The sequence below is a fragment of the Rhizobium lentis genome, from assembly GCF_014200175.1.
Lineage (GTDB): Bacteria > Pseudomonadota > Alphaproteobacteria > Rhizobiales > Rhizobiaceae > Rhizobium > Rhizobium mulingense.
Genome location: NZ_JACHBD010000010.1, coordinates 104,974 through 129,117 on the forward strand (window position 1 = coordinate 104,974; position 24,144 = coordinate 129,117).

Sequence of the window (24,144 nt, forward strand, 5' to 3'; positions counted from 1 at the left end):
GAGAAGTGTTGCTCAGCCGCCGAACATGGTGCGCAGCACGTCAATGCCCCTGTCCTCGAACGCGACCTTACCCTGCTTGTTGCCGGGGCCGATGACGATCACCTTGGTGCCGACGGGCGCGCGATCGTAAAGATGCATCACGTCTTCGTTCATCATGCGGATGCAGCCGGAAGACATGTTGAGGCCGATCGTCCAGGGCTGGTTGGTGCCGTGGATGCGGAAAATGGTGTCGCGGCCGCCCTGATAGAGATACATGGCGCGGGCGCCGAGCGGATTGTCCTCGCCGCCTTCCTGGAAAGCGGGAATGATGTGACCTTTGGCGGCTTCACGGCGGCGCATTCGGCCGGCGGCGTCCATGCCGGCCATTCGGCCTTGCGGCCGATCTTGACGATGCCGGACCAGCCGAAGCCGTCGCGGCCGACGCCGATGCCGTAGCGGGTGGCGCGGTTGTTGCCTTCGACGAGATAGAGATATTTGTTGTTGGTATCGATGATGACGGTGCCGGCCGCTTCCGTCGTCACCAGACGGACTTTCTTGCGCTTGAACTGCGGCTTCACATATTTCGGCATCTGCGCCACGCGCACGATCTGAGCCGGGCGCTGCGTGTTGTCGGAGCCGGCCGGCGCTGCAAAGACGGACGTGGACATCAAGGACAGAACAAGTCCGGCCGCGGCCAGACCTGGCATCAATTTGATCATGATCGATTCCCCTCAAGCAAATTTGCCCGAAGCTACATGAACTTCTGCCCGATTCAAGATCGACTTGGCCGGATAAAGCAATTTCGGCAAAGGAAGCCGCCTGTTCTTGCGGCTTCCAAGATCTTGTATGTGCCGTTACATAACGATCACGCGGGTTCCGACGCTGACGCGGTCATAGAGGTCGACGACGTCTTCGTTGCGCAGCCGGATGCAGCCGGAGGAAACGGCGCTGCCGATCGACCAGGGCGCGTTGGTGCCGTGGATGCGGTAGAGCGTCGAGCCGAGATACATGGCGCGGGCGCCGAGCGGATTTTCCGGGCCGCCATCCATGCGCGCCGGCAGATAATGGCCCTTGGCGGCCTCCCGGCTGATCATCTCGGAGGGCGGCGTCCAGTCCGGCCATTCCTGCTTGCGGGTGATCTTGTGGGCGCCGGCCCATTCGAAGCCGGGCTTGCCGACGCCGACGCCATAGCGCCGCGCCTTGCCGCCTTCCAACACCAGGTAGAGAAAGCGGTTGTTGGTATCGATGACGATCGTGCCGGGCTTTTCCTGGGTGTCGTAGTCGACCATCTGCGGCAGGAACTGCGGCTCAATCGGATGGCGGATCGCCGGAATATCAGGATTGATCATTGAGACGGTCTGCGGTGCCGGCCGCGGCGCCTGGCGGATGACGCGGCGCTGGAAAAGGCCGCGCTGCTGCGGCTGGACGACCGGCCGCTGGTAGACCACAGGGCGAACCTTGCCGCCGAGCTGGTTGATCCATGGCGCCGTCAGATCGGGGCTGAGCACGACAGGCGGGCGGGTGGCATAACGGTCGTCGGCAAGGGCGGCCATGGAGAAGGCGCCGAAGAGGGCTGCGGCAAGAACAAGCTGTTTCATCATCGGACGAACTCTCTACAAATGGCCGAAAATGGTTTGGCGGGACTGGTCCGCCCGCCAAGACGCTGCCACCTGATCCGCCAGCGAATGGTAAAGATCGATTTCTGAAAAGCCGAGCGATCGGATAAACTTTTCGTCAGGGTTACCGTTCGGTTTGGAAAGACGGTTTGCAAATGGTAAAGCCGGAATCATGACCGGAAAACGAAACGGACCCCGGCAGAATGAAGGATCATGAGCGCGACTGGCATCATCATCGGCGAGGACGGCAGGAGCCGCTGCCACTGGCACGCCAATCTGCCCGATTATCTCAAATATCATGACGAGGAATGGGGCCGCCCTGTTACCAACGACATCCGCCTCTTCGAAAAGATCTGTCTCGAAGGCTTCCAGTCCGGTCTGTCCTGGCTGACCATCCTGCGCAAGAGGGAGAATTTCCGCGCCGCCTTTGCCGGCTTCGATTTCGACAAGGTCGCTCTCTTCGGCGAAGCGGATGTCGATCGCTGCCTTGCCGATGCCGGCATCATCCGCCATCGCGGCAAGATCGTGTCAACCATCAACAATGCCAGGCGCGCCATTGCGCTGCGGGACGAATTCGGCTCGCTCGCTCATTATTTCTGGGGTTACGAACCCGGCCATAACGAGCGGCCGGCGGTGGTCGATCGCGACCATATCGTCGCCAATCCGACGACGCCGACCTCGGTGGTCATATCGAAGGATCTGAAGAAGCGCGGCTGGACCTTTGTCGGGCCGACCACAGTTTATGCTTTCATGCAGGCGATGGGCCTCGTCAACGATCATCTGGAGGGCTGCTTTTGCCGGCCCGATGTGGAGGCGATGCGCGCCGTCCTGGTTCGACCATGAAAGATCTGTCCGTGAAAACATCGATTGCTGCCCTTGTCCTGTTCTTCCTGCCGATCTCGGCCCTGGCGCAGACGCCGCAGCTCGATCCCGGCGAGAAACTGGAGAAGCTGCAATTCCCCGCCGTCACCATGCAACTGAAGGGCTGGACGAAATTCGGCAACAGCCATGTCTACACGCTGCCGGTGCGCGCCGGCCAGCACGTCAAGATCAGCTTTGCCACCAAGAGCAAGTTCACCTTCCTGGCGATTTTCGATCTGTCGAAGCCCGATGACGAAGCTTTCTTCGGCACTGACGAGGACGGCATGAATTTTCAGACGACGGCGAAGGAAAACACCACCTGGCTGCTGCGTCCCTATTATTCCAAGGTCTCGCCGCGCCGCGGCCTGGGCGCGCCTTTCAGCATCCTGATCGAGCCTTTGGCTGCCGCTCCGCCGCAGCCGAATCCGCCGGCCGAGCCGGAGCAGCCGTCGCTGTTTCCGAAGGCGCCGCCCAAGCCGCAATAGGGTAGGCCGGCATCGATCGGGCGGCCGCTTATGCCAGCCGGTCGATCAGCTCGCGCAATTCGCCGAGATGGCCGATCTTGCGGAAACGCGGCGCTTCCGTCGGTTCATCCACATGTTCCAATACCCAGGTGAGTTCGTGCGGCACGAAGACGCCGTAGCTGCCGGCGGCGATCGCCGGCACGATATCCGATTTCAGTGAATTACCGACCATCATCGCCCGCTCCGGTCCGTCACCGACCTTGGCGAAGATGCGGCGATAGGTGACGGCGGTCTTGTCGGAAACGATCTCGACCGCGTCGAAGAAGTCGCCGAGGCCGGATTGGGCAAGCTTGCGCTCCTGGTCGAAAAGATCCCCCTTGGTGATCATGACGAGCAGATATTTGCCGGCAAGCGCTTCCAGCGTGTCGCGCGCATGCGGCATGGTCTCGACCGGATGGGAAAGCAGGTCGCGGCCGGTATCGAGGATCTTGGCGATGACGCTGGCCGGCACCTTGCCTTCGGTAATCTCGATCGCCGTCTCGATCATCGACAGCGTGAAGCCCTTGATGCCGAAGCCGTAGTGGCGAAGGTTGCGTTTTTCCGCTTCCAGCAACCGTTCGGAAATCTTCGGTCCTTCGGCAAAATCGGCAAGAAGCTTGGTAAAATGCGCTTCCGTCAGTCGGTAATATTGTTCGTTCTGCCAAAGCGTATCGTCGGCATCGAAGCCGATCGTCGTCAGCGCTCGCGTCGTCACATGCGCACCTCTTGAACTATGGCCGGCAATCTATCGGCCGCCTGTGTCGAGACAAGGGCGTCAACTCGGGTGCGGCAAGAGGTGGCGTTGAAAAGCGCCACCGTCGCACTACATCGAATTGGCCTCACCCTGCAGCCAGCCACGGCTGTGCCTGTCGCGCGCAGGCCAATAATCAAAAAATGAAGTTCTGAAGTTCGCAAGCCCTCTTGCGGCAGACACAAAGGATTTTTTCGACCATGCGTTACAATCAACTCGGAAATACGGGACTTTTCGTCTCGGAAATTTGCCTGGGCACGATGACCTTCGGCGAAGCCAAGGAAGGCAGCATGTGGGGCGCCATCGCCGATGTCGACCAGAATGCCGCCGACCGTATCGTCGAGCGCTCGCTTGCATCAGGCGTCAATTTCATCGACACGGCCGACGTCTATTCATCCGGCGAATCCGAAAGGCTGCTCGGCCAGGCGCTGAAGAACCTCGACGTGCCCCGCAAGGACGTCGTCATCGCCACCAAGGTCTACGGCGTCATGGGCGACAAGCCGAACGACCGCGGCGCCTCGCGCGGCCACATCATGGATTCCGTCGAGGCAAGCCTCAAGCGGCTGCAGACGGACCACATCGATCTCTACCAGATCCATGCGACCGATACAGTGACGCCGATCGAGGAGACGCTGCGTGCCCTCGACGATCTCGTTTCCCGCGGCCTTGTCCGCTATATCGGCGTCTCCAACTGGCAGGCCTGGCGTATTTCCAAGGCGCTCGGTCTCTCCGAACGGCGTGGCTTCGCCCGCTTCGAAACGGTGCAAGCCTATTACTCCATCGCCGGCCGCGATCTCGAGCGCGACATCGTGCCAATGATGCAAGAGGAAAAGCTCGGCCTGATGGTCTGGTCGCCGCTCGCCGGCGGCCTGCTCTCCGGCAAATATGGTCCGGGTGCCGCCGGCAATGGCGAGGGTCGCCGCGCCAGTTTCGATTTCCCGCCGGTCGACAGGGACAGGGCCTGGGCCTGCGTCGCCGCTATGCGCGAGATCGCCGAAAAGCATGGCGTCAGCGTCGCCACCGTCGCGCTCGCCTATATTCTCGCCAAGCCTTTCGTCACTACTGTCATCATCGGCGCCAAGCGGGTCGATCAGCTCGACCAGAACCTTGCCGCCGTCAGGCTGAAGCTCGATGCCGACGATATGAACAGGCTCGACGAGGTGAGCGCGCTGGCCCCCGAATATCCGGGCTGGATGCTTGCACGCCAGGCCGCCGGCCGCCGCCCGGCCGATTTCGAGCCGAAGGACTGATTCGCCACTCTAAAGTCTGGGGAACGCCTGCCTGTCAGGCGTTCCCCTTTGGCAATGACTGATTACTTGCCGTGGGCCTTGAGCCAGGCGTTCATCTTCGCGATCTCGGCTTCCTGTGCCTTGATGACCGCTTCGGCAAGCTTGCGGATTTCGGGATCCTTGCCGTATTGGAGCTCGATCTTGGCCATGTCGATCGCACCCTGATGGTGCGGGATCATGCCGCGGACGAAATCGACGTCGGCATCGCCGCTATACTCGATCATCATATCCTTGTGCATCTTGTCGTTCGCCTCGCTGAAGGCGTGGCTGGCCGCGTCGTGGCTGCCCATTGGTTTGCTCATATCCATGGGCTTGTCTTCGGCAAAAGCGGGGGCGGCAAAGGCGGCAAGCATTGCGGTGAGCGTGATGAGTTTCAAAGACATGCGAGTTCCTTCCTCTGTCTGACAATAAAGTTTCCGGGCAGCCGAAGCCGCCCATTCTGCATGGAAAACGGGATGTCAGACCGGTCGGGGAGGGGGTGCCTGTGGAGCAGGCCTGTTATCATCGAGGGCGCGGGCAAGCGGCGGCGCGGGATAGCCGAAATCGGCTTTTCCGCCGGCCACGGCCATCACTGCCGGCGGGAGCAGAAGACAGGCGGCGCAAAGCGGCATATGCGCGGAGTTTCCGCTCGCGCAGGGATCTTTCGAGGGAGCGGTGGCCTTGACCGCTTCGTTCGGCATGTGCACGCTAGCCATTTCATGGTGCATGCTGCCGCTGTCGATGGCAGTCGGCGCATTCATCGACGCGCATGTCGGACAGCCCGCCCATGCGGACATGGCGCTGTAGACCAGCCAGCCGAGGAACATCGTGACGAGGGCGAGCATGCGCATGGCGTCTCATATAGGTGAATGCCGGCTGCAAGCCAAGGACTGCCGGTCACAACCTGATCACCAGCTGGCAATGACCTTGTGTTCGATCCGGTAATCCTTGCTCTCCTCGCCGAGCGGAGCGACCGGCCATGTCCAGACCGCTTTCGCCGGCGGCAGGGCGACGCCGTGCAGCAGGTCTGCCTCCTCATGTGTTTTGCCGTTGCGGTCAATGACGGCATAGGCGACGTCGGTCACAAGGCAATACTGACAGGAAAGTCCCCAAAGCCCAACGAGATGCGCCGCGATCAGCCTCTCGACCGTGTCTTCAGGCATTCGACCGGTCGCCTCGGCCTCATGGCGCCGCTTCACGCCGCGGCCGATCTGGGACAAGAGATTGGCGGAAACCACGAAATCGAGATAGGGCACGTCACGCAGGAAGCCGAGCGGTTCGGGCTCCTGACCGGCGGCGAGATCGTCATAGCCGGAGAGATCACGCTCGATCGGCCGGACGTTGCGATAGCCCTTTGCCGCAAGCCACAGCCGCACCGAGGCGAGATGAACGAGATCGATGAGCACGACCGTGTCGAAATCGCGCGCCAGTTCCTCGATCGGCACATCCCGCAACAGGCCGGAGCCGAGCACGACGGCGGTCCGCTTCTGCCTGAGGCCGGCCACCGCTGCACGGATTGCGTTGCGGCTCTTCTCCTCGTGGTCGGCCCAATCCCCGGCGCAACGTCCGGCCCGTGACCAGAGATCGACGGAATGGCGGATGAATTTTCTACAGGTCTTGCCGGTCAGCGGCAACGTCGCGGCATAGAGGAGCGCCTCGGTGATCATGAGCAATCCGTAATCTGAACAAGGCTTCATCGTTCAATCGATTCTGCCAGTGCCATCAAGGCCCTTCGCCCTTGCCGCTCCCCGCCCAATCCGCTAGGACACCGCCACTGTCACAGTCAGCGGAATTCCCGGAAATGAACGACAAGCAGAAGAAACCGCAAAAGCTCAAGGCCCGCCTGCCGCGCGGCTTCGTCGACCGTTCGGCCGTCGATATCCGCGCCGTCAACGAGATGACGGCAAAGATCCGGGAAGTCTATGAGCATTACGGTTTCGACCCAGTGGAAACGCCGCTGTTCGAATATACCGATGCGCTCGGCAAGTTCCTGCCCGACAGCGACCGGCCGAACGAGGGCGTCTTCTCGCTGCAGGATGACGACGAGCAGTGGATGTCGCTGCGTTACGACCTGACGGCGCCGCTTGCCCGCCATGTCGCCGAGAATTTCAACGAGATTCAGCTTCCCTACCGCACCTATCGCGCCGGTTACGTCTTCCGCAACGAGAAGCCGGGCCCCGGCCGTTTCCGTCAGTTCATGCAGTTCGATGCCGATACGGTCGGGGCGCCCGGCGTTCAGGCCGATGCCGAAATGTGCATGATGATGGCCGATACGCTCGAAGCGCTCGGTATCAAGCGCGGCGACTTCGTTATCCGCGTCAACAACCGCAAGGTCCTCGACGGCGTGCTCGAAGCGATCGGCCTCGGCGGCGACGACAAGGCCGGCCAGCGGCTTAACGTGCTGCGCGCCATCGACAAGCTCGACAAGTTCGGCCCTGAGGGCGTGGCCCTGCTGCTCGGCCCCGGCCGCAAGGATGAATCCGGCGACTTCACCAAGGGCGCCGGCCTCGACCAGGGGCAAATCGACAAGGTGCTGTTCTTCGTCGGCATCAAGGATTACGCCGAAAGCGCCAGCCGCCTCGCCGAACTCGTCGCGGGGACGTCGAAAGGCGCCGAAGGCGTCGAGGAACTGAATTTCATCGGTGCGCTCGTCACGAGCGCTGGCTACGGCTCCGACCGCATCAAGATCGATCCGTCGGTCGTGCGCGGCCTCGAATATTATACCGGTCCGGTCTATGAGGCGGAGCTTCTTTTCGACGTCACCAACGAAAAGGGCGAGAAGGTCGTCTTCGGTTCGGTCGGCGGCGGCGGCCGTTATGATGGCCTGGTCTCGCGCTTCATGGGCCAGCCGGTGCCGGCGACGGGCTTTTCGATTGGCGTTTCCAGGTTGATGACGGCCCTGAAGAACCTCGGCAAGCTCGGCGCCAGCGAAGTGATCGAGCCGGTGCTGGTGACCGTCATGGACGGCGATGTCGAGGCCATGGGCCGCTATCAGAAGATGACGCAGGAACTGCGTGCCGCTGGCATCCGTGCCGAGATGTTCCAGGGCAACTGGAAGAAATTCGGCAACCAGCTGAAATATGCCGATCGCCGCGGGTGCCCCGTCGCCATCATCCAGGGCGGCGACGAACGCGCAACCGGCGTCGTGCAGATCAAGGATCTGATCGAGGGCAAACGGCTGTCCGGCGAGATCGAGGACAATGCCAGCTGGCGCGAAGCCCGCGTGGCGCAGGAGACGGTGCCGGAAGCCGATCTCGTCGCCAAGGTGAAGGAAATCCTTGCCGCGCAGGCGGAGGATCGGAAGAGGGCGGGCAATGCGCAGTAGACCCCTCCCCAACCCCTCCCCACAAGAGGGAGGGGCTTTCCGCCGCTTTGTTCTACCCAAAGCACCGTTTGCTGGCACGCCAGCGTTTCTCATTTCACAGGGTGAGTGCTCCGAGTTAGCCCCTCCCCCTTGTGGGGAGGGGTTGGGGCGGGGACTTCTCCCGGGAGCAACACGATGCCCCTGATCAACCTCCCCGAATTCTCCAGCGACCTGATCGCCGAATTTGTTGCCCGCAATGCCGAGCGCATCGATACGCCCGTCATTCAGCCGGCCGAGCCCTTCCTCGATATTGCCGGCGAGGATCTGCGCCGGCGTATCTTCATGACCGAGAGCGAGACCGGCGCCAGCCTTTGCCTGCGTCCGGAATTCACCATTCCCGTCTGTCTGCGCCACATCGAGACGGCGACCGGCACGCCGAAGCGTTACGCCTATCTCGGCGAGGTCTTCCGCCAGCGCCGCGATGGCGCCAATGAATTCTATCAGGCCGGCATCGAGGATCTCGGCGATATCAACATACCGGGCGCCGATGCGCGCGCCATCGGCGACGCCACCGGCATTCTTGCCCGCCTGCTGCCGGGCCGGCGCTTAGCCGTGACGCTCGGCGACCAAGCGGTGTTCGAGGCGGTCGTTCAGGCGCTCGGCCTGCCGCTCGGCTGGCAGAAGCGGTTGATCCACGCCTTCGGCAATATGACGCAGCTCGAAGCGCTGCTGGCCGGTCTCGTCAGCCCGCAATTCGTCACCGGACTCGACGACGACATCGCCAGGCTTATCGCTGCCGGCGACGAGCCGGCGCTGGTCGCCCATATCGAGCACGAGATGCAGGCGACCGGCTATTCGACCAATGCCAGCCGCTCGCCGCTGGAGATCGCCCGGCGGCTCAAGGAAAAGCTCATCCTGTCCGAGACGCGTCTCGACGATGCGGCCTTCCATGTGCTGGAAGAGTTCCTGTCGCTGCACGTGCCGCTCGTCAATGCGTCCGCAGCGCTTGCCGGCTTTGCCGACGCTGCCGGGCTGAAGCTCGGCAACGCGCTCTCACGCTTTAACGGCCGCGTTGCCGCCCTTGCCGATGCCGGCGTCGATCTGTCCTGCCTTGATTATCGCGCTGCTTTCGGGCGCCCTCTCGATTATTACACCGGCCTCGTCTTCGAGGTGACGGCGGAAGGCTCGAGCGCGGTTCTGGCAGGCGGCGGCCGCTTCGATAAACTGCTGACCTTTCTTGGCGCAACCGACCGCATACCGGCGGTCGGCTTCTCCTTCTGGCTCGACCGCATCGAAACCGAAAGGGCAGCCGCATGACCATCACCATCGCGCTTCCTTCCAAGGGCCGGATGAAGGACGACGCTTCGGCGATCTTCGAACGGGCCGGCATGACGATTACGGCGGTCGGCAACGACCGCTCCTATCGTGGCCGCATCGAAGGCTGGGACGATGTTGAGGTCGCCTTCCTCTCGGCGTCGGAAATCTCCCGTGAACTCGGCAACGGCACCGTCGATTTCGGCGTCACCGGCGAGGATCTGATGCGGGAAGGTTTTGCCGAGGTCGACAAGCGTGTCGAATTCTGCGCCCGTCTCGCCTTCGGCCATGCCGATGTCGTCGTCGCGGTGCCCGAGATCTGGCTCGATGTCGACACTATGGCCGATCTCGGCGATGTCGCCGCCGATTTCCGCGCCCGCCACGGCCGGCGCTTGGCCATCGCCACCAAGTACTGGCGCCTGACCCAGCAGTTCTTTTCGAGCCAGCACGGCATCCAGCTTTATCGCATCGTCGAGAGCCTCGGCGCCACCGAGGGCGCGCCGGCCTCCGGCTCGGCCGATATCATCGTCGATATCACCTCCACCGGCTCGACGCTGCGCGCCAACCATCTGAAGGTGCTTCAGGACGGCGTCATCCTCCATTCACAGGCCTGCCTTGTGCGCGCCCGCAAGGAAAGCCATGCCGACGAACCCGTCGTGCAGGCGATTATCGAAGCGGTGCGCGCCGCTCTTTGATTGCAATGGTCAAGACACAAGAAAACCCGCCGTCGATTCAATGACGGCGGGTTCTGCATGTCTGGGAGGATTTGCTGGATCAGGCAGCCGCATAGGCGCCGCGGCGGGCGTCAATCGAATAGGCACCGGCACCGACGGTGGCGAGCAGGATGTACGCGCCGGCCAGCGTGATGTTCTTCATGACCATGATCTGGTTGAGAATGTTCACGAGTTCCGTGCCGCTTGCGTAGGGCAGGTGGAAGGCAATGCCCGTGAAGACGCAGAAGCCGGCGAGCAGCCAACCGGCAATGCGGACCTGGAAGCCGGTGAGAACTGCAAGGCCGGCCAGCAATTCGAAGAGGCCCGCGACGTAGGCCAACAGGGTTGCTGCCGGCAGGCCGGCACCGGCGATCATGCCGGCAGTACCGGCAGGATCGGTTAGCTTCATGAAGCCGGAAAGAACGAACATGAACGACAGAAGAATGCGGGCAATCAGGATAATGGCGTTCGACATGGATGTAGTCTCCGTTGAATGGCTCTCAAGATCTTGGTGCCCCCGGGCACACTGTGGATCTCTGATATCCCTATCTCGCCGATTTCCTTCGTTATGCAAAGATAGACGGGAGGGGACACTTCGTTCAATAATATGAAACGATGTCTCGCTTGCGTTTCCAAAGCCTCGTCTCCTATGGTCGGCGCCTAACATGGAGACTCCGATGGCAGATCTTTCCGCTTTTCCGATCACGAGGCGATGGCCGGCTAGAAATTCCGACATCATCCAGCTCTATTCCCTGCAGACGCCGAACGGGGTGAAGGTGTCGGTCGCCCTCGAAGAACTCGGCCTCGCCTATGAGCCGCATTACATTTCCTTCGACGCCAACGAGCAGAAATCACCCGAATTCGAATCCCTCAATCCGAACGGCCGTATTCCCGCGATCATTGATCCGAACGGGCCGGACGGCAAACCGATCGGGCTGTTCGAATCCGGCGCAATCCTGCTTTATCTCGCGGAAAAGACCGGGAGGCTCATCCCTGAGAATGCCGCCGGTCGCTATGAATGCATTCAGTGGGTGTTTTTCCAGATGGCCGGCATCGGCCCGATGTTCGGTCAGTTCGGCCATTTCTACAAATCCGCCGCCGACAAGGTCGCCAACAATTCCTATCCGGTCGAGCGCTATCGCGACGAATCCAAACGGCTGCTCGGTGTGCTCGAAGGCCGGCTGAAGGGTCGGCAGTGGATCATGGGCGATCTGTATACGATCGCCGACATCACCACCTTCACCTGGGTTCGCGGCGCCGATATCTTCTATGGTGGCCGCGAGGTCCTCGACTATGCGAGTTTCCCCGCCGTTTCCGATTGGCTGGAGCGCTGCATCGCCCGGCCGGCAAGCGAAAGGGGCCTGAACATCCCGGTCAAGCCGGAGTAGCAGGCGATCGGCTGGAAACACGAAAGGCCGCCCCTGCGAGCGGCCTTTTCTGTTCGCGGTGCCGGTTTATCGCCGACCTGTGATCTGCCTAGCACCTTCGAGCTTGAAGCGGGGAAAGATGAAGACACCGGTCATGCAGCCGCTGTATTTCTCCTCGAGCCCGTTCGACTCGCCCATGCAGAACAGCGGCTGGCGCAAGCCGTTCGGCATGATGATCGTCGTTGAAAAGCAGAAAGAGGAGCAGTGCGTCGCCGCCTGCTCGAACAGTTCCAGCACGCGGGCGCGATCCTTGGTATCGTAGCAGCGGATCAGATTCAGCAGCCCGCATTCCTCGGCGGAGAGGCCGTGCAGCATCGCGCTCCATTTGCCGAGACGGATCAGGCCGCTCGAAAAATCTCCGGTCCAGCTTTCGGAAACCGACAACTGCGCCAGCATCTGGTGATTTTGATGGTTGTCGTTCAGCGAGCCGGTCATCAAGGGCACAGCTGCATTGGCTTTGGCGATCTTAAACAAGGGGTTCCCCAGTTCGGATGCGGCTCCTCCGCCGCACGCTCGGCAAACACAAGAAACAGGATCATGTAGCAGCGGGCATTATGTCCGCGCGGGCGTTCGCCGTTCATCGCCACAGAATCGGGCCCCCGAAATGGAGCCTTCGCCGAGCGCTATGGCGTCGCTTTTCGCACTCCGGCCTCGTTTGCGACTAAAATGTCGCCGGGGCGCACGTCAATTGCTGCGGCGGATTTATAGGAGCTTTTAAACAAACGGCAACGCCTTTTTCAGGGGCGGTTGGGCCGTTGTCTTCTCTGAGGCTTCCGTACTGTCCCGGCCGTTTTGCCAAAAAAATCGGAAAAATCGCTTCTTTTGGCGGTTTGAAACGTTTTTGATCCGCAGTGTACGACAGATGACGCCATCTGCCGCCCATTTCCTCGGATAGGAAAACAAGCGGTGACGCAAGCCTGACGAAAGCTCCGAGATCGGCTGACGCGCTGCACGGCATAAAATAGTGCGCAACGGATCGAATCGTAGCGGGCAAGCGAAAAGGGCGACCCGAGGGCCGCCCTTCCTGTCCAGTTTCATGAACGATGTGCGAAAGGCCTTTGGCCGATCACATCATGTCCATACCGCCAGTTCAGCGCGCTTGACGCGCTGAACCATCTTAGTGATGGGCGGTTTCATGGACGATGCTGTGAAAGGCCTGAGGCCTATCACATCATGTCCATACCGCCCATGCCGCCCATGCCGCCCGGCATAGCCGGAGCGTCCTTCTTCGGCAGCTCGGCGATCATGGCTTCGGTGGTGATCAGCAGCGATGCGACGGAAGCGGCATCCTGCAGGGCGGTGCGAACCACCTTGACCGGGTCGATGATGCCCATGCCGATCATGTCGCCATATTCGCCGGTCTGGGCGTTGTAACCCCAGTTGTCCTGATCCTTGTCGAGGATCTTGCCGATGACGATCGATGCTTCGTCGCCAGCGTTCTCAGCGATCTGGCGGGCCGGAGCCTGCAGAGCGCGGCGAACGATGTTGATGCCGGCTTCCTGGTCGTCGTTGACGCCCTTGGAGGTGATCTTGACGGAAGAACGCAGCAGGGCAACGCCGCCGCCCGGTACGATGCCTTCCTGAACGGCAGCGCGCGTCGCGTTGAGGGCGTCGTCGATGCGGTCCTTCTTTTCCTTGACTTCGACTTCCGTCGAACCGCCGACGCGGATGACGGCAACGCCGCCGGCGAGCTTGGCAAGGCGTTCCTGCAGCTTCTCGCGGTCGTAATCGGAGGTGGTTTCTTCGATCTGGGCCTTGATCTGGGCAACACGGCCTTCGATGTCGGACTTGGCGCCCGAACCGTCGACGATCGTGGTGTTTTCCTTGGAGATCGAAACCTTCTTGGCACGGCCGAGCATGTCGAGCGTGACGCTCTCGAGCTTGATGCCGAGGTCTTCGGAGATGACGGTGCCGCCGGTCAGGATGGCGATGTCTTCAAGCATGGCCTTGCGGCGATCGCCGAAGCCCGGCGCCTTGACGGCAGCGATCTTCAGGCCGCCACGCAGCTTGTTGACGACGAGCGTTGCGAGGGCTTCGCCTTCGACGTCTTCTGCGATGATGAGGAGCGGCTTGCCGGTCTGGACGACGGCTTCGAGAACCGGCAGCATCGACTGCAGGTTCGAGAGCTTCTTCTCGTGGAGGAGAATGAAGACGTCTTCGAGGTCGGCGATCATCTTTTCCGGGTTGGTCACGAAGTAGGGGCTGAGATAGCCGCGGTCGAACTGCATGCCTTCGACGACTTCGAGTTCGGTTTCCGCGGTCTTGGCTTCTTCAACCGTGATGACGCCTTCGTTGCCGACCTTCTGCATGGCTTCGGCAATGTCGAGACCGACCTGACGTTCGCCGTTTGCGGAGATCGTGCCGACCTGGGCGACTTCTTCCGAGGTGTTGATCTTCTTGGCCTTGGCCTGGAGATCCTTGACGACTTCGGCAACGGCGAGATCGATGCCGCGCTTCAGGTCCATCGGGTTCATGCCGGCGGCAACCGCCTTGGCGCCTTCGCGAACGATTGCCTGGGCAAGGACAGTTGCCGTCGTGGTGCCGTCACCGGCGATGTCGTTGGTCTTCGAAGCAACTTCGCGGACCATCTGGGCGCCCATGTTTTCGAACTTGTCTTCGAGTTCGATTTCCTTGGCGACCGAAACGCCGTCCTTGGTGATGCGCGGCGCGCCGAAGGACTTGTCGATGATGACGTTGCGACCCTTCGGGCCGAGCGTGACCTTCACTGCATCGGCGAGAATGTCGACGCCGCGCAGCATCTTTTCGCGCGCGGTGCGGCCAAACTTGATTTCTTTAGCTGCCATGTTTGTGACTCCTGAATTCGATTTGTTCGGGCAAAAGCCCGTCAGTCATTTCGGGAAAGCGGATCGGCCAATCAGCCGATGATGCCCATGATGTCGGCTTCCTTCATGATCAGAAGGTCTTCGCCGTTGATCTTGACTTCGGTGCCGGACCACTTGCCGAACAGCACGCGGTCGCCAGCCTTGACGTCGAGTGCGACGACCTTACCGGACTCGTCACGAGCGCCGGAACCGACGGCGACGATTTCGCCTTCCTGCGGCTTTTCCTTGGCGGTGTCGGGAATGATGATCCCGCCCTTGGTCTTCTCTTCGGACTCGACGCGACGAACGACGACGCGGTCGTGAAGCGGACGGAAATTGGTGCTTGCCATTGTCTAATCCCTCGATCGAATGACATTCGCGGGCCGGAGCGGCCCACATGGATAGGTGTTAGCACTCCCTTGCGGTGAGTGCTAGCGACGTGCATTTAGGGATGGCTCCGAAAGGAGTCAATGAGAGCAATCACGAATTTTTGTGCCGGAATTGTGAAGAGACCGGAGAAATGCCGGAGATTTCCGCCGAGCCCTCTGTCGGGCCGAGCCTTGCCGATCACGCGCCGGATTGTCGCGACAGGGCTTTGCGGTGGCTGATGGCGAAGAAAATGCCTTGCCATCGTCCTGCGCCTTTGCAATGTCACCGGTGACTGCAGCAACTCGGGAAATTGGAATGGCCAAGCGGATAGAAACCTTCTCTGAGATCACCGATCGCTATGATGTAGTGCTCTGTGATGTCTGGGGCGTCGTTCACAACGGCGTCGATCCGTTCCCCAAGGCTGCCGCGGCCCTTCAGGCCGCCCGCGAGAGCGGCCTCGCCGTCGTCCTTATCACCAACTCGCCGCGGCTTTCCTGGCAGGTCGTCGAGCAGCTGCGCCAGATCGGCGTGCTCGACAGCGCCTATGACAGGATCGTCACCTCCGGCGACGTCACGCGCGGGTTGATTTCCGAGGGTCCGAAGACGGTCTTTCTTCTCGGCCCCGAGCGCGACAAGGCGCTTCTCGAAGGCATCGGCGTCGAGCGGGTGCCGGCCGGCGAAGCGCAATCGCTCGTCTGCACCGGCTTTTTCGACGATGAGACCGAGAAGCCCGAGGATTACACCGACATGCTTCTGGATTTTCAGGCGCGCGAAGTGCCGATGATCTGTGCCAATCCCGACCTCGTCGTCGAGCGCGGCCACCGCATCATTCCCTGCGCCGGCGCCATGGCCGCCTATTACGAACAGCTGGGCGGCAAAACCCGCATCGCCGGCAAACCGCACCGGCCAATTTACGAGGCGACGCTGGCCGCAGCCCGCGAGCTTCGCGGCGATTTCTCCGCCGAGCGCGTGCTGGCAATCGGCGACGGCATGCCGACCGATGTCCGCGGCGCCTTGAATTTTGGCCTCGACCTTCTCTACATCAGCGGCGGGATCCACGCCAAGGAATACACCTTGAACGGCGAAGCCGACGAGGCAATCCTCAAAGCCTACCTCGAACGAGAAAACGCCGCGCCGAAGTGGTGGATGCCGCGCCTTGCATGAAGAGAAGCCAGCCGATGACCGTCTTCCACCGCAATGAAACCCGGGATCCCTTGCCCGCCCATCTCAAGGGCGGGGTGATCGCCATCGGCAATTTCGACGGAGTGCATCGCGGCCATCAATCGGTGCTGGACCGCGCGCTTGAGATCGCAAGGGCGCGCGGCATTCCCGCCTTAGTGCTGACCTTCGAGCCACATCCGCGCACGGTTTTCCGGCCGCAGGCGCCGGTGTTCCGCCTCACACCCGCACCGCTCAAGGCCCGCATCCTGGAAACGCTGGGGTTCAACGCCGTCATCGAATATCCCTTCGACTATGAATTCTCGCAGCGCTCGGCCAATGATTTCATCCATTCGATCCTGAAGGACTGGCTCGGCGCCTCCGAAGTCGTCACCGGCTTCGATTTCCACTTCGGCCGCAACCGCGAAGGCGGCCCCGCCTTCCTGATGAATGCCGGCCAGACCTACGGCTTCGGCGTCACCCTGATCGATGCCTTCCGCGACGAAAACGCCGACGTCGTCTCGTCGAGCCATATCCGCACGCTGCTGAAGGACGGCGAGGTCAGCGAAGTCGCCGGCATGCTCGGTTACCGTTATACCATCGAAGCGGAGGTTATCGACGGCGAAAAACTCGGCCGCCAGCTTGGCTTTCCCACCGCCAACATGCGCCTGCCGCCGGAGGCCGAGCTTGCCGCCGGCATCTACGCCGTCCGCTTCCGCCGCCAGGACGGAACGCTTCACGACGCGGTCGCAAGCTACGGCCGCCGCCCGACGGTGACGGAAAACGGTGCGCCGCTGCTCGAAACCTATATCTTCGATTTCAGCGGCGATCTCTACGGTCAGCTCTGCGCCGTCTCCTTCTTCGGCTATATTAGACCGGAGCTGAAATTCGACGGCCTCGATCCGCTCGTCGCCCAGATCAGGCGGGACGAGGAGGAGGCGCGGGCGCTGCTGGCGGGTGTCAAGCCGCTCGGCGAACTCGACCGGAAGCTCTGCTTTTCCTGAGGCCGTGGTCAGCGCAAGGTCCTTTGAGCGCAAAAACTCCGGCGACCGGGGATCGCATCGCAGAATTCTTCTCTTCCTTTTCCGCCGAAAAACGCCTATGAACCGGCCCGATGAGAAAATTTCGGCTGGCGATCACGATACGAATTATCGGCCCGGCCTTCCGCGCGCGCTAAGCGGCCGGGAGGTCCGGGTTTTCGGCGCTTGGATACAAGCGCTTCCGTCACCAGCTTTTTCATACCCGTTGCGCCCCTTTCTGGGCCGCCAGAAACGATTGTCCCGATATGACCGACACAGCCGAAAAGATCGATTACTCGAAGACCCTCTATCTGCCCGAAACCGATTTCCCGATGCGCGCCGGCCTGCCGCAGAAGGAGCCGGAGCTTGTCAAGCGCTGGCAGGAGATGGATCTCTACAAGAAATTGCGCGCCTCTGCCGCCGGCCGCGAGAAATTCGTCCTGCATGACGGCCCGCCCTATGCCAACGGCAACATTCATATCGGCCACGCGCTGAACAAGATCCTCAAGGACGTCATCAACCGTTCGTTCCAGATGCGCGGTTATGACGCCAACTACGTGCCCGGCTGGGATTGCCACGGCCTGCCGATCGAATGGAAGATCGAGGAGGAGAACTACCGCGCCAAGGGCAAGGCCAAGCCGGATCTCAAGGAGCCGGCGGCGATGATCGAGTTCCGCCGCGAGTGCCGCGCCTATGCCGAAAAATGGATCAAGGTCCAGGGCGACGAATTCCAGCGCCTCGGCATCGTCGGCGATTTCGACAACCCTTATCTGACGATGAATTTTCACGCTGAGAGCCGCATCGCCGGCGAGCTGTTGAAGATCGCCGCAAGCGGCCAGCTCTATCGCGGCTCCAAGCCGATCATGTGGTCGGTGGTCGAACGCACCGCGCTTGCCGAAGCCGAAGTCGAATACCACGACTACGAGAGCGACACGATCTGGGTGAAATTCCCGGTCGAGAAGGGTTCCGACGGCGTCAAGGATTCCTTCGTCGTCATCTGGACGACCACGCCCTGGACGATCCCCGGCAATCGGGCGGTCGCCTATTCCTCGCGTGTTGCCTATGGTCTTTACGAAGTCACGGCTGCCGAGAATGATTTTGGCCCGCGCCCAGGCGAGAAGCTGATCTTCGCTGACAAGCTGGCCGAGGAATCCTTTGCCAAGGCGAAACTGCAGTACAAGCGTCTTGCCGATGTTACGGCTGCCGATCTTGCCGGGATCACCTGCGCGCATCCGCTCAAAGGTCTCGGCGGCGGCTATGAATTTCCCGTGCCGCTGCTCGAGGGCGACCATGTCACCGACGATGCCGGTACGGGCTTCGTGCATACGGCGCCCAGCCACGGCCGCGAAGACTTCGACGTCTGGATGGCGCATGCCCGCGAAATCGAAGCGCGCGGCATCGAGACCAAGATCCCGTTCCCGGTCGACGACGGCGGCTTCTACACATCGGATGCCCCCGGCCTCGAAGGCGCACGCGTCATCGACGATAACGGCAAGAAGGGCGATGCCAACGATCGCGTCATTAAGGCGCTGATCGAACGCAGCGCGCTCTTTGCCCGCGGCCGCATGAAGCATCAGTATCCGCATTCCTGGCGCTCGAAGAAGCCGGTCATCTTCCGCAACACGCCGCAGTGGTTCGTCTATATGGACAAGACGCTGCCGGATGGAACGACGCTGCGCACCCGTGCGCTCAGCGCGATCGACGATACCCGCTTCGTCCCGGCTGCAGGCCAGAACCGCCTGCGCGCCATGATCGAACAGCGTCCGGACTGGGTGCTTTCTCGGCAACGAGCATGGGGCGTGCCGATCTGCGTCTTCGTCGATGAGCACGGTGCCGTGCTGCAGGACGAGGCCGTCAACGCCCGCATCCTCGATGCCTTCGACGCCGAAGGCGCCGACGCCTGGTTTGCAGAAGGCGCCAAGGAGCGCTTCCTCGGCAATGAGCATGACCCGGCCAAGTGGTCGCAGGTCATGGATATCCTCGACGTCTGGTTCGATTCGGGGTCGACGCACACCTTCACGCTGGAAGACCGCCCGGACCTGAAGTGGCCGGCCGATCTCTATCTCGAGGGCTCCGACCAGCATCGCGGTTGGTTCCATTCCTCGCTCCTGGAATCGGCTGCCACCCGCGGCCGCGCGCCTTACGACGCCGTCCTCACCCATGGCTTCACCATGGATGAGAAGGGCGAGAAGATGTCGAAGTCGAAGGGCAACGTCACCTCGCCGCAGGAAGTGATGAAGGACGCCGGCGCCGATATCCTGCGCCTTTGGGTGATGACCTCGGACTATGCCGACGACCTGCGCGTCGGCAAGACGATCATCCAGACCAATGTCGATGCCTATCGCAAGCTGCGCAACACCATCCGCTGGATGCTCGGCACGCTGGCGCACGACAAGGGCGAGGAGATCGCGCTTGCCGATCTGCCGGAGCTGGAGCAGCTGATGCTGCATCGGCTTGCCGAGCTCGATCAGCTCGTGCGCGAAAACTACGACGCTTTCGACTTCAAGAAGATCGCCCGCGCGCTCATCGATTTTGCCAATGTCGAACTCTCGGCCTTCTACTTCGACGTCCGCAAGGATGCGCTCTATTGTGACGCGCCCTCGAGCCTGCGCCGGCGCGCCAGCCTGCACGTCATCCGCCAGATCTTCGATTGCATGGTGACCTGGCTTGCCCCGATGTTGCCCTTCACCACCGAGGAGGCCTGGCTGTCGCGCAATCCGTCCGCCGTTTCCGTGCATCTGGAGCAGTTCGCCACCGTTGCCAAGGAATGGCGCAACGATGCCCTGGCCGAGAAGTGGAAGAAGATCCGCGCCGTGCGTTCGGTTGTAACCGGCGCGCTGGAAATCGAGCGCAAGGACAAGCGCATCGGCTCCTCGCTGGAAGCAGCTCCCGTCGTCCATATCGCCGATGCCGAGCTTCGCAAGGCGCTCGCGGGTCAGGACTTCAGTGAGGTCTGCATCACTTCGGGCATCACAATCAAGGCAGACGTCGGTCCGGCGGAAGCCTTCCGCCTGGCCGAAGTGGCTGACGTCGCCGTCGTGCCGAAGCTCGCTGAAGGTGTCAAATGCGCGCGTTCCTGGCGCATCACCACCGATGTCGGCTCCGATCCTGATTATCCCGACGTCTCGGCGCGCGACGCTGCGGCATTGCGCGAACTCGGCATCCGCGCCTGAAGATATTTGCCGGGTGAATTGCCTTTATGGCGTTCATCCGGTAAAAGCTGCCTGAAAATGGCCGGATTTTTGCGTCAGGGGGACGGTTGTCCGGTTGGGCAACGATTGCACCGGTGGCTGGAAGGGTTTTCATGTTCGCAACGCATTGGTTCCGTATGGGCGCCTGCCTGTCTTTTGTGGTGGCGGGATGCTCCCTGGTCTCCAGTTGCGCCAGCAGCCCGACCTACGGCACCGACAAGACCGCCATGGAGCAGCTGACTGACGACCTCGGCCAGTCGGTGTCGCTGACCGGCCCTGATCCGAAGAACAAGGGCGTCAAGTACACGCCGCGCCCGACGCTGGTGCTGCCGGCTGAGGCGCAGCGGGAGACCCTCGTTCAACCGCAGCAGACGGTTGCCAACAAGGACAATCCCCAATGGCTTGAATCGCCGGAGGAAACCCGCGCCCGCCTCGTTTCGGAGGCCGACGCGAACTCCGACAATCCGAACTACCGCTCGCCGCTCGCCAGCTCCGCCATCGAAGGCGGCCGGCGCACGACGGAAGCCCAGACCCAGGCCTATCGCGAGGCTCGCGCGCTGCAGAAGGGCTCCTATCTCGATCAGCGCCGCTATATTTCCGATCCGCCGCCCGGTTACCGCACCGTCGACGACCCGGCCAAGCTCGATGACCTCGGCGAGCCCGAGCTCAAGAAGCAGAAGAAGCGCAAGAAGGATGCGGCAATCGCCAACAGCGGCAAGCAGTGGTGGAACTTCCTGCAATAGCGGCAAGCTCGAAGGCCGAAGATGACGCGTGCCGCGGATTACGGCGCCTCCCTCTTTTGCGAAAAGAACCTCCGTAAAATCTCCGCCGACTGCACCTCGTTGAAGCCGGAATAGACCTCCGGGACGTGGTGGCAGGTCGGCTGCGCGTAGAATCGGACGCCATTGTCGACGGCGCCGCCCTTCGGGTCCTCGGCGCCGTAATAGAGCCTGCGGATACGTGCAAACGAGATGGCTGCCGCGCACATGGTGCAAGGCTCCAGCGTCACATAGAGATCGGCGCCGGCAAGGCGCTCCTGTCCGAGCGCTTCGCAGGCGAGCCGGATCACGGCGATTTCGGCATGGGCGGTGACGTCATTGAGCTCGCGCGTGCGGTTTCCCGAGCGTGAAACCGCAATATCGTCGATGACGACCACCGCGCCGATCGGCACTTCGCCGCGCTCGCCGGCGGCTCGCGCCTCTTCGAGCGCCATCTCCATGAAACGATTTGTCTTCACGATCGCAAGAATTTCCACTTAACCGCAGATGCGTGACCTGATAGACAGGCCCAAAAGGCAGGCAAACAACAAATGACACCCAAAGACAAGCCAAAACGCCCGGGCGCAAAGCCCTTTTCACGCGACGCCGGGGCCAAGGCCGGCCCGAAAGCGGGCGGCGCGAAGCCGGCAAAGGCTGCGGCCGCGCGCCCGGCCGCCGCCGAAACGGACGGCGAGGCCAAGGCCGAACGCATTTCCAAGGTGATGGCGCGCGCCGGCGTCGCCTCCCGCCGCGACATCGAACGCATGATCATGGAGGGCCGCGTGACGCTGAACGGCAAGGTTCTCGACACCCCGGTCGTCAACGTCACGCTTGCCGACCGGATCGAGGTCGACGGCGTGCCGATCCGCGGCATCGAGCGCACCAGGCTGTGGCTCTATCACAAGCCGGCCGGTCTCGTGACCACCAATGCCGATCCGGAAGGGCGCCCCACCGTCTTCGACAACCTGCCGGAAGAACTGCCGCGCGTCATGTCGATCGGGCGCCTCGACATCAACACCGAAGGCCTGCTGCTGCTGACCAACGATGGCGGTCTTGCCCGGGCGCTCGAACTGCCGGCGACCGGCTGGCTGAGGCGTTACCGCGTGCGCGCCCATGGCGAGATCGATCAGGAGGCGCTCGACAAGTTGAAGGACGGCATCGCCGTCGAAGGTGTGCTCTATGGTTCGATCGAGGCGACGCTCGACCGCACACAAGGCTCGAATGTCTGGATCACCATGGGCCTTCGCGAGGGCAAGAACCGCGAAATCAAGAACGTGCTCGGCGCCCTCGGTCTCGACGTCAACCGCCTGATCCGCATTTCCTACGGCCCGTTCCAGCTTGGCGATCTGCCGGAAGGCCATGTCATCGAAGTGCGCGGCCGTACGCTGCGAGACCAGCTCGGCCCGCGCCTCATCGAGGAAGCCAAGGCGAATTTCGACGCGCCGATCTACAATGCGCCGGCTGTTGCCGCCGAGGAAGTGGCTGAGGCCGCGTTACCGGAGAAGCGTGAGCGGCCGCGCCGGGACGAGGACAAGCGCGAGCGGGCGCTGAGCCGCCTCGACACCAAGCGGGACGACCGCCGCGGCGCGGGGCGCAGAGATGACGACCGCCGCGACGGCGGCCGCCGGGATGACGAGAAGCCGAAGCGCTCCCAGCCGCTCGGCCAGCGCCGCAGCGCCAATGTCTGGATGGCGCCCGGCGCCCGGCCGCTCGGCGAAAAGGCAGCGGCCAAGGCTGCCAAGAACGCGCAGACCGCGCGCCGGCGCGGCGAAGAGCGGCCGGCAAAGGGTACTGGTTTCGATCGCATCGAGGATCGTCCGCGCACCCAGATCAATCGCGTGCGCGAAGAGGACGGCGAATGGATCCGCTCGAGCGAGCAGCCTCACCGTAAGGATGAGGGCGAGGGCTCCGGCCGCAAGCGCTCTTTCGGGGACCGCCCGGCGCGCGGCGAACGCCGCCCCCGCGAAGGGGCTGACGAACGCCCGCGTGCCAGAAGCTCTGCCGGTGAAGGCCGTCCGGAGCGTCCGCGCGGCGACCGGCCTTTCGGCGATCGTCCCTCGCGTGGCGACCGGCCCTTCGGCGACAAGCCGCGCGGTGATCGCAAACCGCGTGCGGATGGCGACGAACGTCCTCGTGCCGCCAGAGCTTCCACCGGTGAGGCCCGTTCGGAGCGTCCGCGCGGCGATCGGCCTTTCGGTGACCGGCCTTCGCGTGGCGACCGTCCATTCGGCGACAAGCCTCGTGGCGACCGCAGGCCGCGCGAGGACGGAGATGGGCGTCCGCGGGCAGCCAGAAGTTTTGCTGGTGAGGGCCGCTCCGAGCGTCCGCGCGGCGAGAGATCGTTGGGCGATAAGCCTTCGGGTGACAAGCCGCGCGGCAAGAGCTTTGGCGCCAAGCCGGGCGGGGCGAAGAGTTTTTCGGGCAAGCCGAAGGGCGCCAAGCCAGCCGGCGACAGGCCGGGTGGTGACAGGCCTGCTGGCGGCCCCTCCAGAGGTGGTGCAAAAGGAAAGGGAATGACGCGCGGTGCGGATCGTCGGCGGTGAGTTTCGCGGACGGCCTCTTGCCGTGCCAAAATCCAACGATATCCGGCCGACTGCCGACCGGACGCGCGAGAGCCTGTTCAATATATTGAGCCATGCCTATCCGGAATGCGTCGACGGCACCCGGATCCTCGATCTTTTTGCCGGAACCGGCGCCGTCGGCCTCGAAGCCGTGTCGCGCGGCTGTCGCCATGCGCTCTTCGTCGAAAACAGCGTCGAGGGCAGGGCGCTGCTCTGGGAAAACATCGACGCACTCGGCCTGCACGGCCGCACGCGCATCCTGCGCCGCGATGCGACCGATCTCGGCAGCGTCGGCAATCTCGAAGCCTTCGACGTGCTGTTTGCCGATCCGCCCTATGGCAAGGGGCTCGGTGAAAAGGCGATGGCGGCGGCGGCCGAAGGCGGCTGGCTGAGACCGGGCGCGATTGCGGTGCTCGAAGAGCGCGCCGACGTTGTCGTTTCCGTGCATCCTTCCTATGTTTTCCTCGAAGACCGCATCTTCGGCGATACCAGGGTGCATTTCTTCCGGTATCAGCCGCAATAAGCGGGGG

23 protein-coding genes and 1 pseudogene are annotated in these 24,144 nt (G+C 62.4%); 13 read left to right on the forward strand and 11 right to left on the reverse strand.

Annotated elements, in window-relative coordinates; all coding sequences use genetic code 11:
- Positions 1-12 precede the first annotated feature (12 nt).
- Both GGI60_RS22420 and GGI60_RS22425 read right to left on the reverse strand, forming a co-directional pair.
- Positions 13-698, reverse strand: a pseudogene (locus GGI60_RS22420) (L,D-transpeptidase).
- A gap of 135 nt (positions 699-833) precedes the next feature.
- The gene (locus GGI60_RS22425) at positions 834-1,580 is read right to left on the reverse strand and encodes a L,D-transpeptidase (RefSeq protein ID WP_183918637.1); all 747 of its coding nucleotides are present in this window, start codon (positions 1,578-1,580) and stop codon (positions 834-836) included.
- Positions 1,581-1,808: 228 nt separating this feature from the next.
- On the opposite strand from GGI60_RS22425, the gene GGI60_RS22430 reads away from it, so the two are divergent.
- Positions 1,809-2,438, forward strand: coding sequence for a DNA-3-methyladenine glycosylase I (locus GGI60_RS22430; protein ID WP_183918638.1), 630 nt, complete (start codon positions 1,809-1,811; stop codon positions 2,436-2,438).
- Positions 2,435-2,941 (forward strand): hypothetical protein, encoded by a 507-nt coding sequence (locus GGI60_RS22435; protein WP_183918639.1) that lies wholly within the window; start codon positions 2,435-2,437, stop codon positions 2,939-2,941. The genes GGI60_RS22430 and GGI60_RS22435 overlap by 4 nt, the downstream gene beginning before the upstream one ends.
- A gap of 28 nt (positions 2,942-2,969) precedes the next feature.
- On the opposite strand, the gene GGI60_RS22440 is transcribed toward GGI60_RS22435, so the two are convergent.
- The gene (locus GGI60_RS22440; RefSeq protein ID WP_183918640.1) at positions 2,970-3,674 is read right to left on the reverse strand and encodes an HAD family hydrolase; all 705 of its coding nucleotides are present in this window, start codon (positions 3,672-3,674) and stop codon (positions 2,970-2,972) included.
- A 236-nt stretch (positions 3,675-3,910) separates the two neighbouring features.
- Between GGI60_RS22440 and GGI60_RS22445 the strand changes: the two genes are divergently transcribed.
- Positions 3,911-4,960, forward strand: a complete 1,050-nt coding sequence (locus tag GGI60_RS22445; RefSeq protein WP_183918641.1) for an aldo/keto reductase — start codon at positions 3,911-3,913, stop codon at positions 4,958-4,960.
- 62 nt (positions 4,961-5,022) lie between these two features.
- Here GGI60_RS22445 and GGI60_RS22450 read toward each other — a convergent pair whose 3' ends face one another.
- The 3 genes from GGI60_RS22450 to GGI60_RS22460 all read right to left on the reverse strand — a co-directional run bounded on the left by GGI60_RS22450 (position 5,023) and on the right by GGI60_RS22460 (position 6,651).
- Positions 5,023-5,382 (reverse strand): DUF305 domain-containing protein, encoded by a 360-nt coding sequence (locus tag GGI60_RS22450; RefSeq protein ID WP_183918642.1) that lies wholly within the window; start codon positions 5,380-5,382, stop codon positions 5,023-5,025.
- A gap of 75 nt (positions 5,383-5,457) precedes the next feature.
- Positions 5,458-5,829: a hypothetical protein gene (locus tag GGI60_RS22455; RefSeq protein ID WP_183918643.1), complete on the reverse strand. Its 372-nt coding sequence runs from the start codon at positions 5,827-5,829 to the stop codon at positions 5,458-5,460.
- 57 nt (positions 5,830-5,886) lie between these two features.
- A complete protein-coding gene (locus GGI60_RS22460; RefSeq protein WP_312862817.1) occupies positions 5,887-6,651 on the reverse strand; it encodes a hypothetical protein in 765 nt (254 codons plus the stop codon).
- A 128-nt stretch (positions 6,652-6,779) separates the two neighbouring features.
- On the opposite strand from GGI60_RS22460, the gene hisS reads away from it, so the two are divergent.
- The 3 genes from hisS to hisG all read left to right on the forward strand — a co-directional run bounded on the left by hisS (position 6,780) and on the right by hisG (position 10,291).
- Complete coding sequence (gene hisS, locus GGI60_RS22465) at positions 6,780-8,303, forward strand: histidine--tRNA ligase (RefSeq protein WP_183918645.1); 1,524 nt, start codon at positions 6,780-6,782, stop codon at positions 8,301-8,303.
- 174 nt (positions 8,304-8,477) lie between these two features.
- Positions 8,478-9,599: an ATP phosphoribosyltransferase regulatory subunit gene (locus tag GGI60_RS22470; protein WP_183918646.1), complete on the forward strand. Its 1,122-nt coding sequence runs from the start codon at positions 8,478-8,480 to the stop codon at positions 9,597-9,599.
- On the forward strand, positions 9,596-10,291 hold the full coding sequence (hisG, locus tag GGI60_RS22475; protein ID WP_183918647.1) for an ATP phosphoribosyltransferase: 696 nt from the start codon (positions 9,596-9,598) through the stop codon (positions 10,289-10,291). Before GGI60_RS22470 ends, hisG begins: the two co-directional genes overlap by 4 nt.
- A 79-nt stretch (positions 10,292-10,370) precedes the next feature.
- Here the strand turns inward: hisG and GGI60_RS22480 are convergent, their stop codons facing one another.
- Complete coding sequence (locus GGI60_RS22480) at positions 10,371-10,784, reverse strand: DoxX family protein (RefSeq protein WP_183918648.1); 414 nt, start codon at positions 10,782-10,784, stop codon at positions 10,371-10,373.
- A gap of 202 nt (positions 10,785-10,986) precedes the next feature.
- On the opposite strand from GGI60_RS22480, the gene GGI60_RS22485 reads away from it, so the two are divergent.
- A complete protein-coding gene (locus GGI60_RS22485; protein WP_183918649.1) occupies positions 10,987-11,697 on the forward strand; it encodes a glutathione binding-like protein in 711 nt (236 codons plus the stop codon).
- A gap of 66 nt (positions 11,698-11,763) precedes the next feature.
- Here the strand turns inward: GGI60_RS22485 and GGI60_RS22490 are convergent, their stop codons facing one another.
- The 3 genes from GGI60_RS22490 to groES form a co-directional block, all read right to left on the reverse strand.
- Positions 11,764-12,210, reverse strand: coding sequence for a hypothetical protein (locus GGI60_RS22490; protein WP_183918650.1), 447 nt, complete (start codon positions 12,208-12,210; stop codon positions 11,764-11,766).
- 692 nt (positions 12,211-12,902) lie between these two features.
- The gene (gene groL, locus GGI60_RS22495) at positions 12,903-14,540 is read right to left on the reverse strand and encodes a chaperonin GroEL (RefSeq protein ID WP_125843878.1); all 1,638 of its coding nucleotides are present in this window, start codon (positions 14,538-14,540) and stop codon (positions 12,903-12,905) included.
- 71 nt (positions 14,541-14,611) lie between these two features.
- Positions 14,612-14,908, reverse strand: a complete 297-nt coding sequence (groES, locus tag GGI60_RS22500; RefSeq protein WP_004675403.1) for a co-chaperone GroES — start codon at positions 14,906-14,908, stop codon at positions 14,612-14,614.
- Between the two features lie 334 nt (positions 14,909-15,242).
- Between groES and GGI60_RS22505 the strand changes: the two genes are divergently transcribed.
- The 4 genes from GGI60_RS22505 to GGI60_RS22520 all read left to right on the forward strand — a co-directional run bounded on the left by GGI60_RS22505 (position 15,243) and on the right by GGI60_RS22520 (position 21,038).
- A complete protein-coding gene (locus tag GGI60_RS22505) occupies positions 15,243-16,091 on the forward strand; it encodes a TIGR01459 family HAD-type hydrolase (protein ID WP_183918651.1) in 849 nt (282 codons plus the stop codon).
- A 14-nt stretch (positions 16,092-16,105) separates the two neighbouring features.
- The gene (locus GGI60_RS22510; protein ID WP_183918819.1) at positions 16,106-17,089 is read left to right on the forward strand and encodes a bifunctional riboflavin kinase/FAD synthetase; all 984 of its coding nucleotides are present in this window, start codon (positions 16,106-16,108) and stop codon (positions 17,087-17,089) included.
- A gap of 281 nt (positions 17,090-17,370) precedes the next feature.
- Positions 17,371-20,277, forward strand: a complete 2,907-nt coding sequence (gene ileS / locus GGI60_RS22515) for an isoleucine--tRNA ligase (protein WP_183918652.1) — start codon at positions 17,371-17,373, stop codon at positions 20,275-20,277.
- A gap of 131 nt (positions 20,278-20,408) precedes the next feature.
- Positions 20,409-21,038, forward strand: a complete 630-nt coding sequence (locus GGI60_RS22520; RefSeq protein ID WP_183918653.1) for a hypothetical protein — start codon at positions 20,409-20,411, stop codon at positions 21,036-21,038.
- 38 nt (positions 21,039-21,076) lie between these two features.
- Here the strand turns inward: GGI60_RS22520 and GGI60_RS22525 are convergent, their stop codons facing one another.
- Positions 21,077-21,514 (reverse strand): nucleoside deaminase, encoded by a 438-nt coding sequence (locus GGI60_RS22525; RefSeq protein ID WP_183918820.1) that lies wholly within the window; start codon positions 21,512-21,514, stop codon positions 21,077-21,079.
- 90 nt (positions 21,515-21,604) lie between these two features.
- On the opposite strand from GGI60_RS22525, the gene GGI60_RS22530 reads away from it, so the two are divergent.
- Both GGI60_RS22530 and rsmD read left to right on the forward strand, forming a co-directional pair.
- Positions 21,605-23,596, forward strand: a complete 1,992-nt coding sequence (locus GGI60_RS22530) for a pseudouridine synthase (protein WP_183918654.1) — start codon at positions 21,605-21,607, stop codon at positions 23,594-23,596.
- Positions 23,577-24,137, forward strand: a complete 561-nt coding sequence (rsmD, locus tag GGI60_RS22535; RefSeq protein ID WP_183918655.1) for a 16S rRNA (guanine(966)-N(2))-methyltransferase RsmD — start codon at positions 23,577-23,579, stop codon at positions 24,135-24,137. Before GGI60_RS22530 ends, rsmD begins: the two co-directional genes overlap by 20 nt.
- The last annotated feature ends 7 nt before the right edge of the window (positions 24,138-24,144 follow it).

Excerpts from the sequence above, each read along its gene's own strand:
- GGI60_RS22425 (WP_183918637.1), bottom strand. The coding sequence starts at position 1,580 with ATGATGAAACAGCTTGTTCTTGCCGCAGCCCTCTTCGGCGCCTTCTCC.
- GGI60_RS22430 (WP_183918638.1), top strand. The coding sequence starts at position 1,809 with ATGAGCGCGACTGGCATCATCATCGGCGAGGACGGCAGGAGCCGCTGC.
- GGI60_RS22435 (WP_183918639.1), top strand. The coding sequence starts at position 2,435 with ATGAAAGATCTGTCCGTGAAAACATCGATTGCTGCCCTTGTCCTGTTC.
- GGI60_RS22445 (WP_183918641.1), top strand. The coding sequence starts at position 3,911 with ATGCGTTACAATCAACTCGGAAATACGGGACTTTTCGTCTCGGAAATT.
- GGI60_RS22450 (WP_183918642.1), bottom strand. The coding sequence starts at position 5,382 with ATGTCTTTGAAACTCATCACGCTCACCGCAATGCTTGCCGCCTTTGCC.
- GGI60_RS22455 (WP_183918643.1), bottom strand. The coding sequence starts at position 5,829 with ATGCGCATGCTCGCCCTCGTCACGATGTTCCTCGGCTGGCTGGTCTAC.
- hisS (WP_183918645.1), top strand. The coding sequence starts at position 6,780 with ATGAACGACAAGCAGAAGAAACCGCAAAAGCTCAAGGCCCGCCTGCCG.
- GGI60_RS22470 (WP_183918646.1), top strand. The coding sequence starts at position 8,478 with ATGCCCCTGATCAACCTCCCCGAATTCTCCAGCGACCTGATCGCCGAA.
- hisG (WP_183918647.1), top strand. The coding sequence starts at position 9,596 with ATGACCATCACCATCGCGCTTCCTTCCAAGGGCCGGATGAAGGACGAC.
- GGI60_RS22480 (WP_183918648.1), bottom strand. The coding sequence starts at position 10,784 with ATGTCGAACGCCATTATCCTGATTGCCCGCATTCTTCTGTCGTTCATG.
- GGI60_RS22485 (WP_183918649.1), top strand. The coding sequence starts at position 10,987 with ATGGCAGATCTTTCCGCTTTTCCGATCACGAGGCGATGGCCGGCTAGA.
- groL (WP_125843878.1), bottom strand. The coding sequence starts at position 14,540 with ATGGCAGCTAAAGAAATCAAGTTTGGCCGCACCGCGCGCGAAAAGATG.
- groES (WP_004675403.1), bottom strand. The coding sequence starts at position 14,908 with ATGGCAAGCACCAATTTCCGTCCGCTTCACGACCGCGTCGTCGTTCGT.
- GGI60_RS22505 (WP_183918651.1), top strand. The coding sequence starts at position 15,243 with ATGGCCAAGCGGATAGAAACCTTCTCTGAGATCACCGATCGCTATGAT.
- GGI60_RS22510 (WP_183918819.1), top strand. The coding sequence starts at position 16,106 with ATGACCGTCTTCCACCGCAATGAAACCCGGGATCCCTTGCCCGCCCAT.
- ileS (WP_183918652.1), top strand. The coding sequence starts at position 17,371 with ATGACCGACACAGCCGAAAAGATCGATTACTCGAAGACCCTCTATCTG.
- GGI60_RS22520 (WP_183918653.1), top strand. The coding sequence starts at position 20,409 with ATGTTCGCAACGCATTGGTTCCGTATGGGCGCCTGCCTGTCTTTTGTG.
- GGI60_RS22525 (WP_183918820.1), bottom strand. The coding sequence starts at position 21,514 with ATGGAGATGGCGCTCGAAGAGGCGCGAGCCGCCGGCGAGCGCGGCGAA.
- GGI60_RS22530 (WP_183918654.1), top strand. The coding sequence starts at position 21,605 with ATGACACCCAAAGACAAGCCAAAACGCCCGGGCGCAAAGCCCTTTTCA.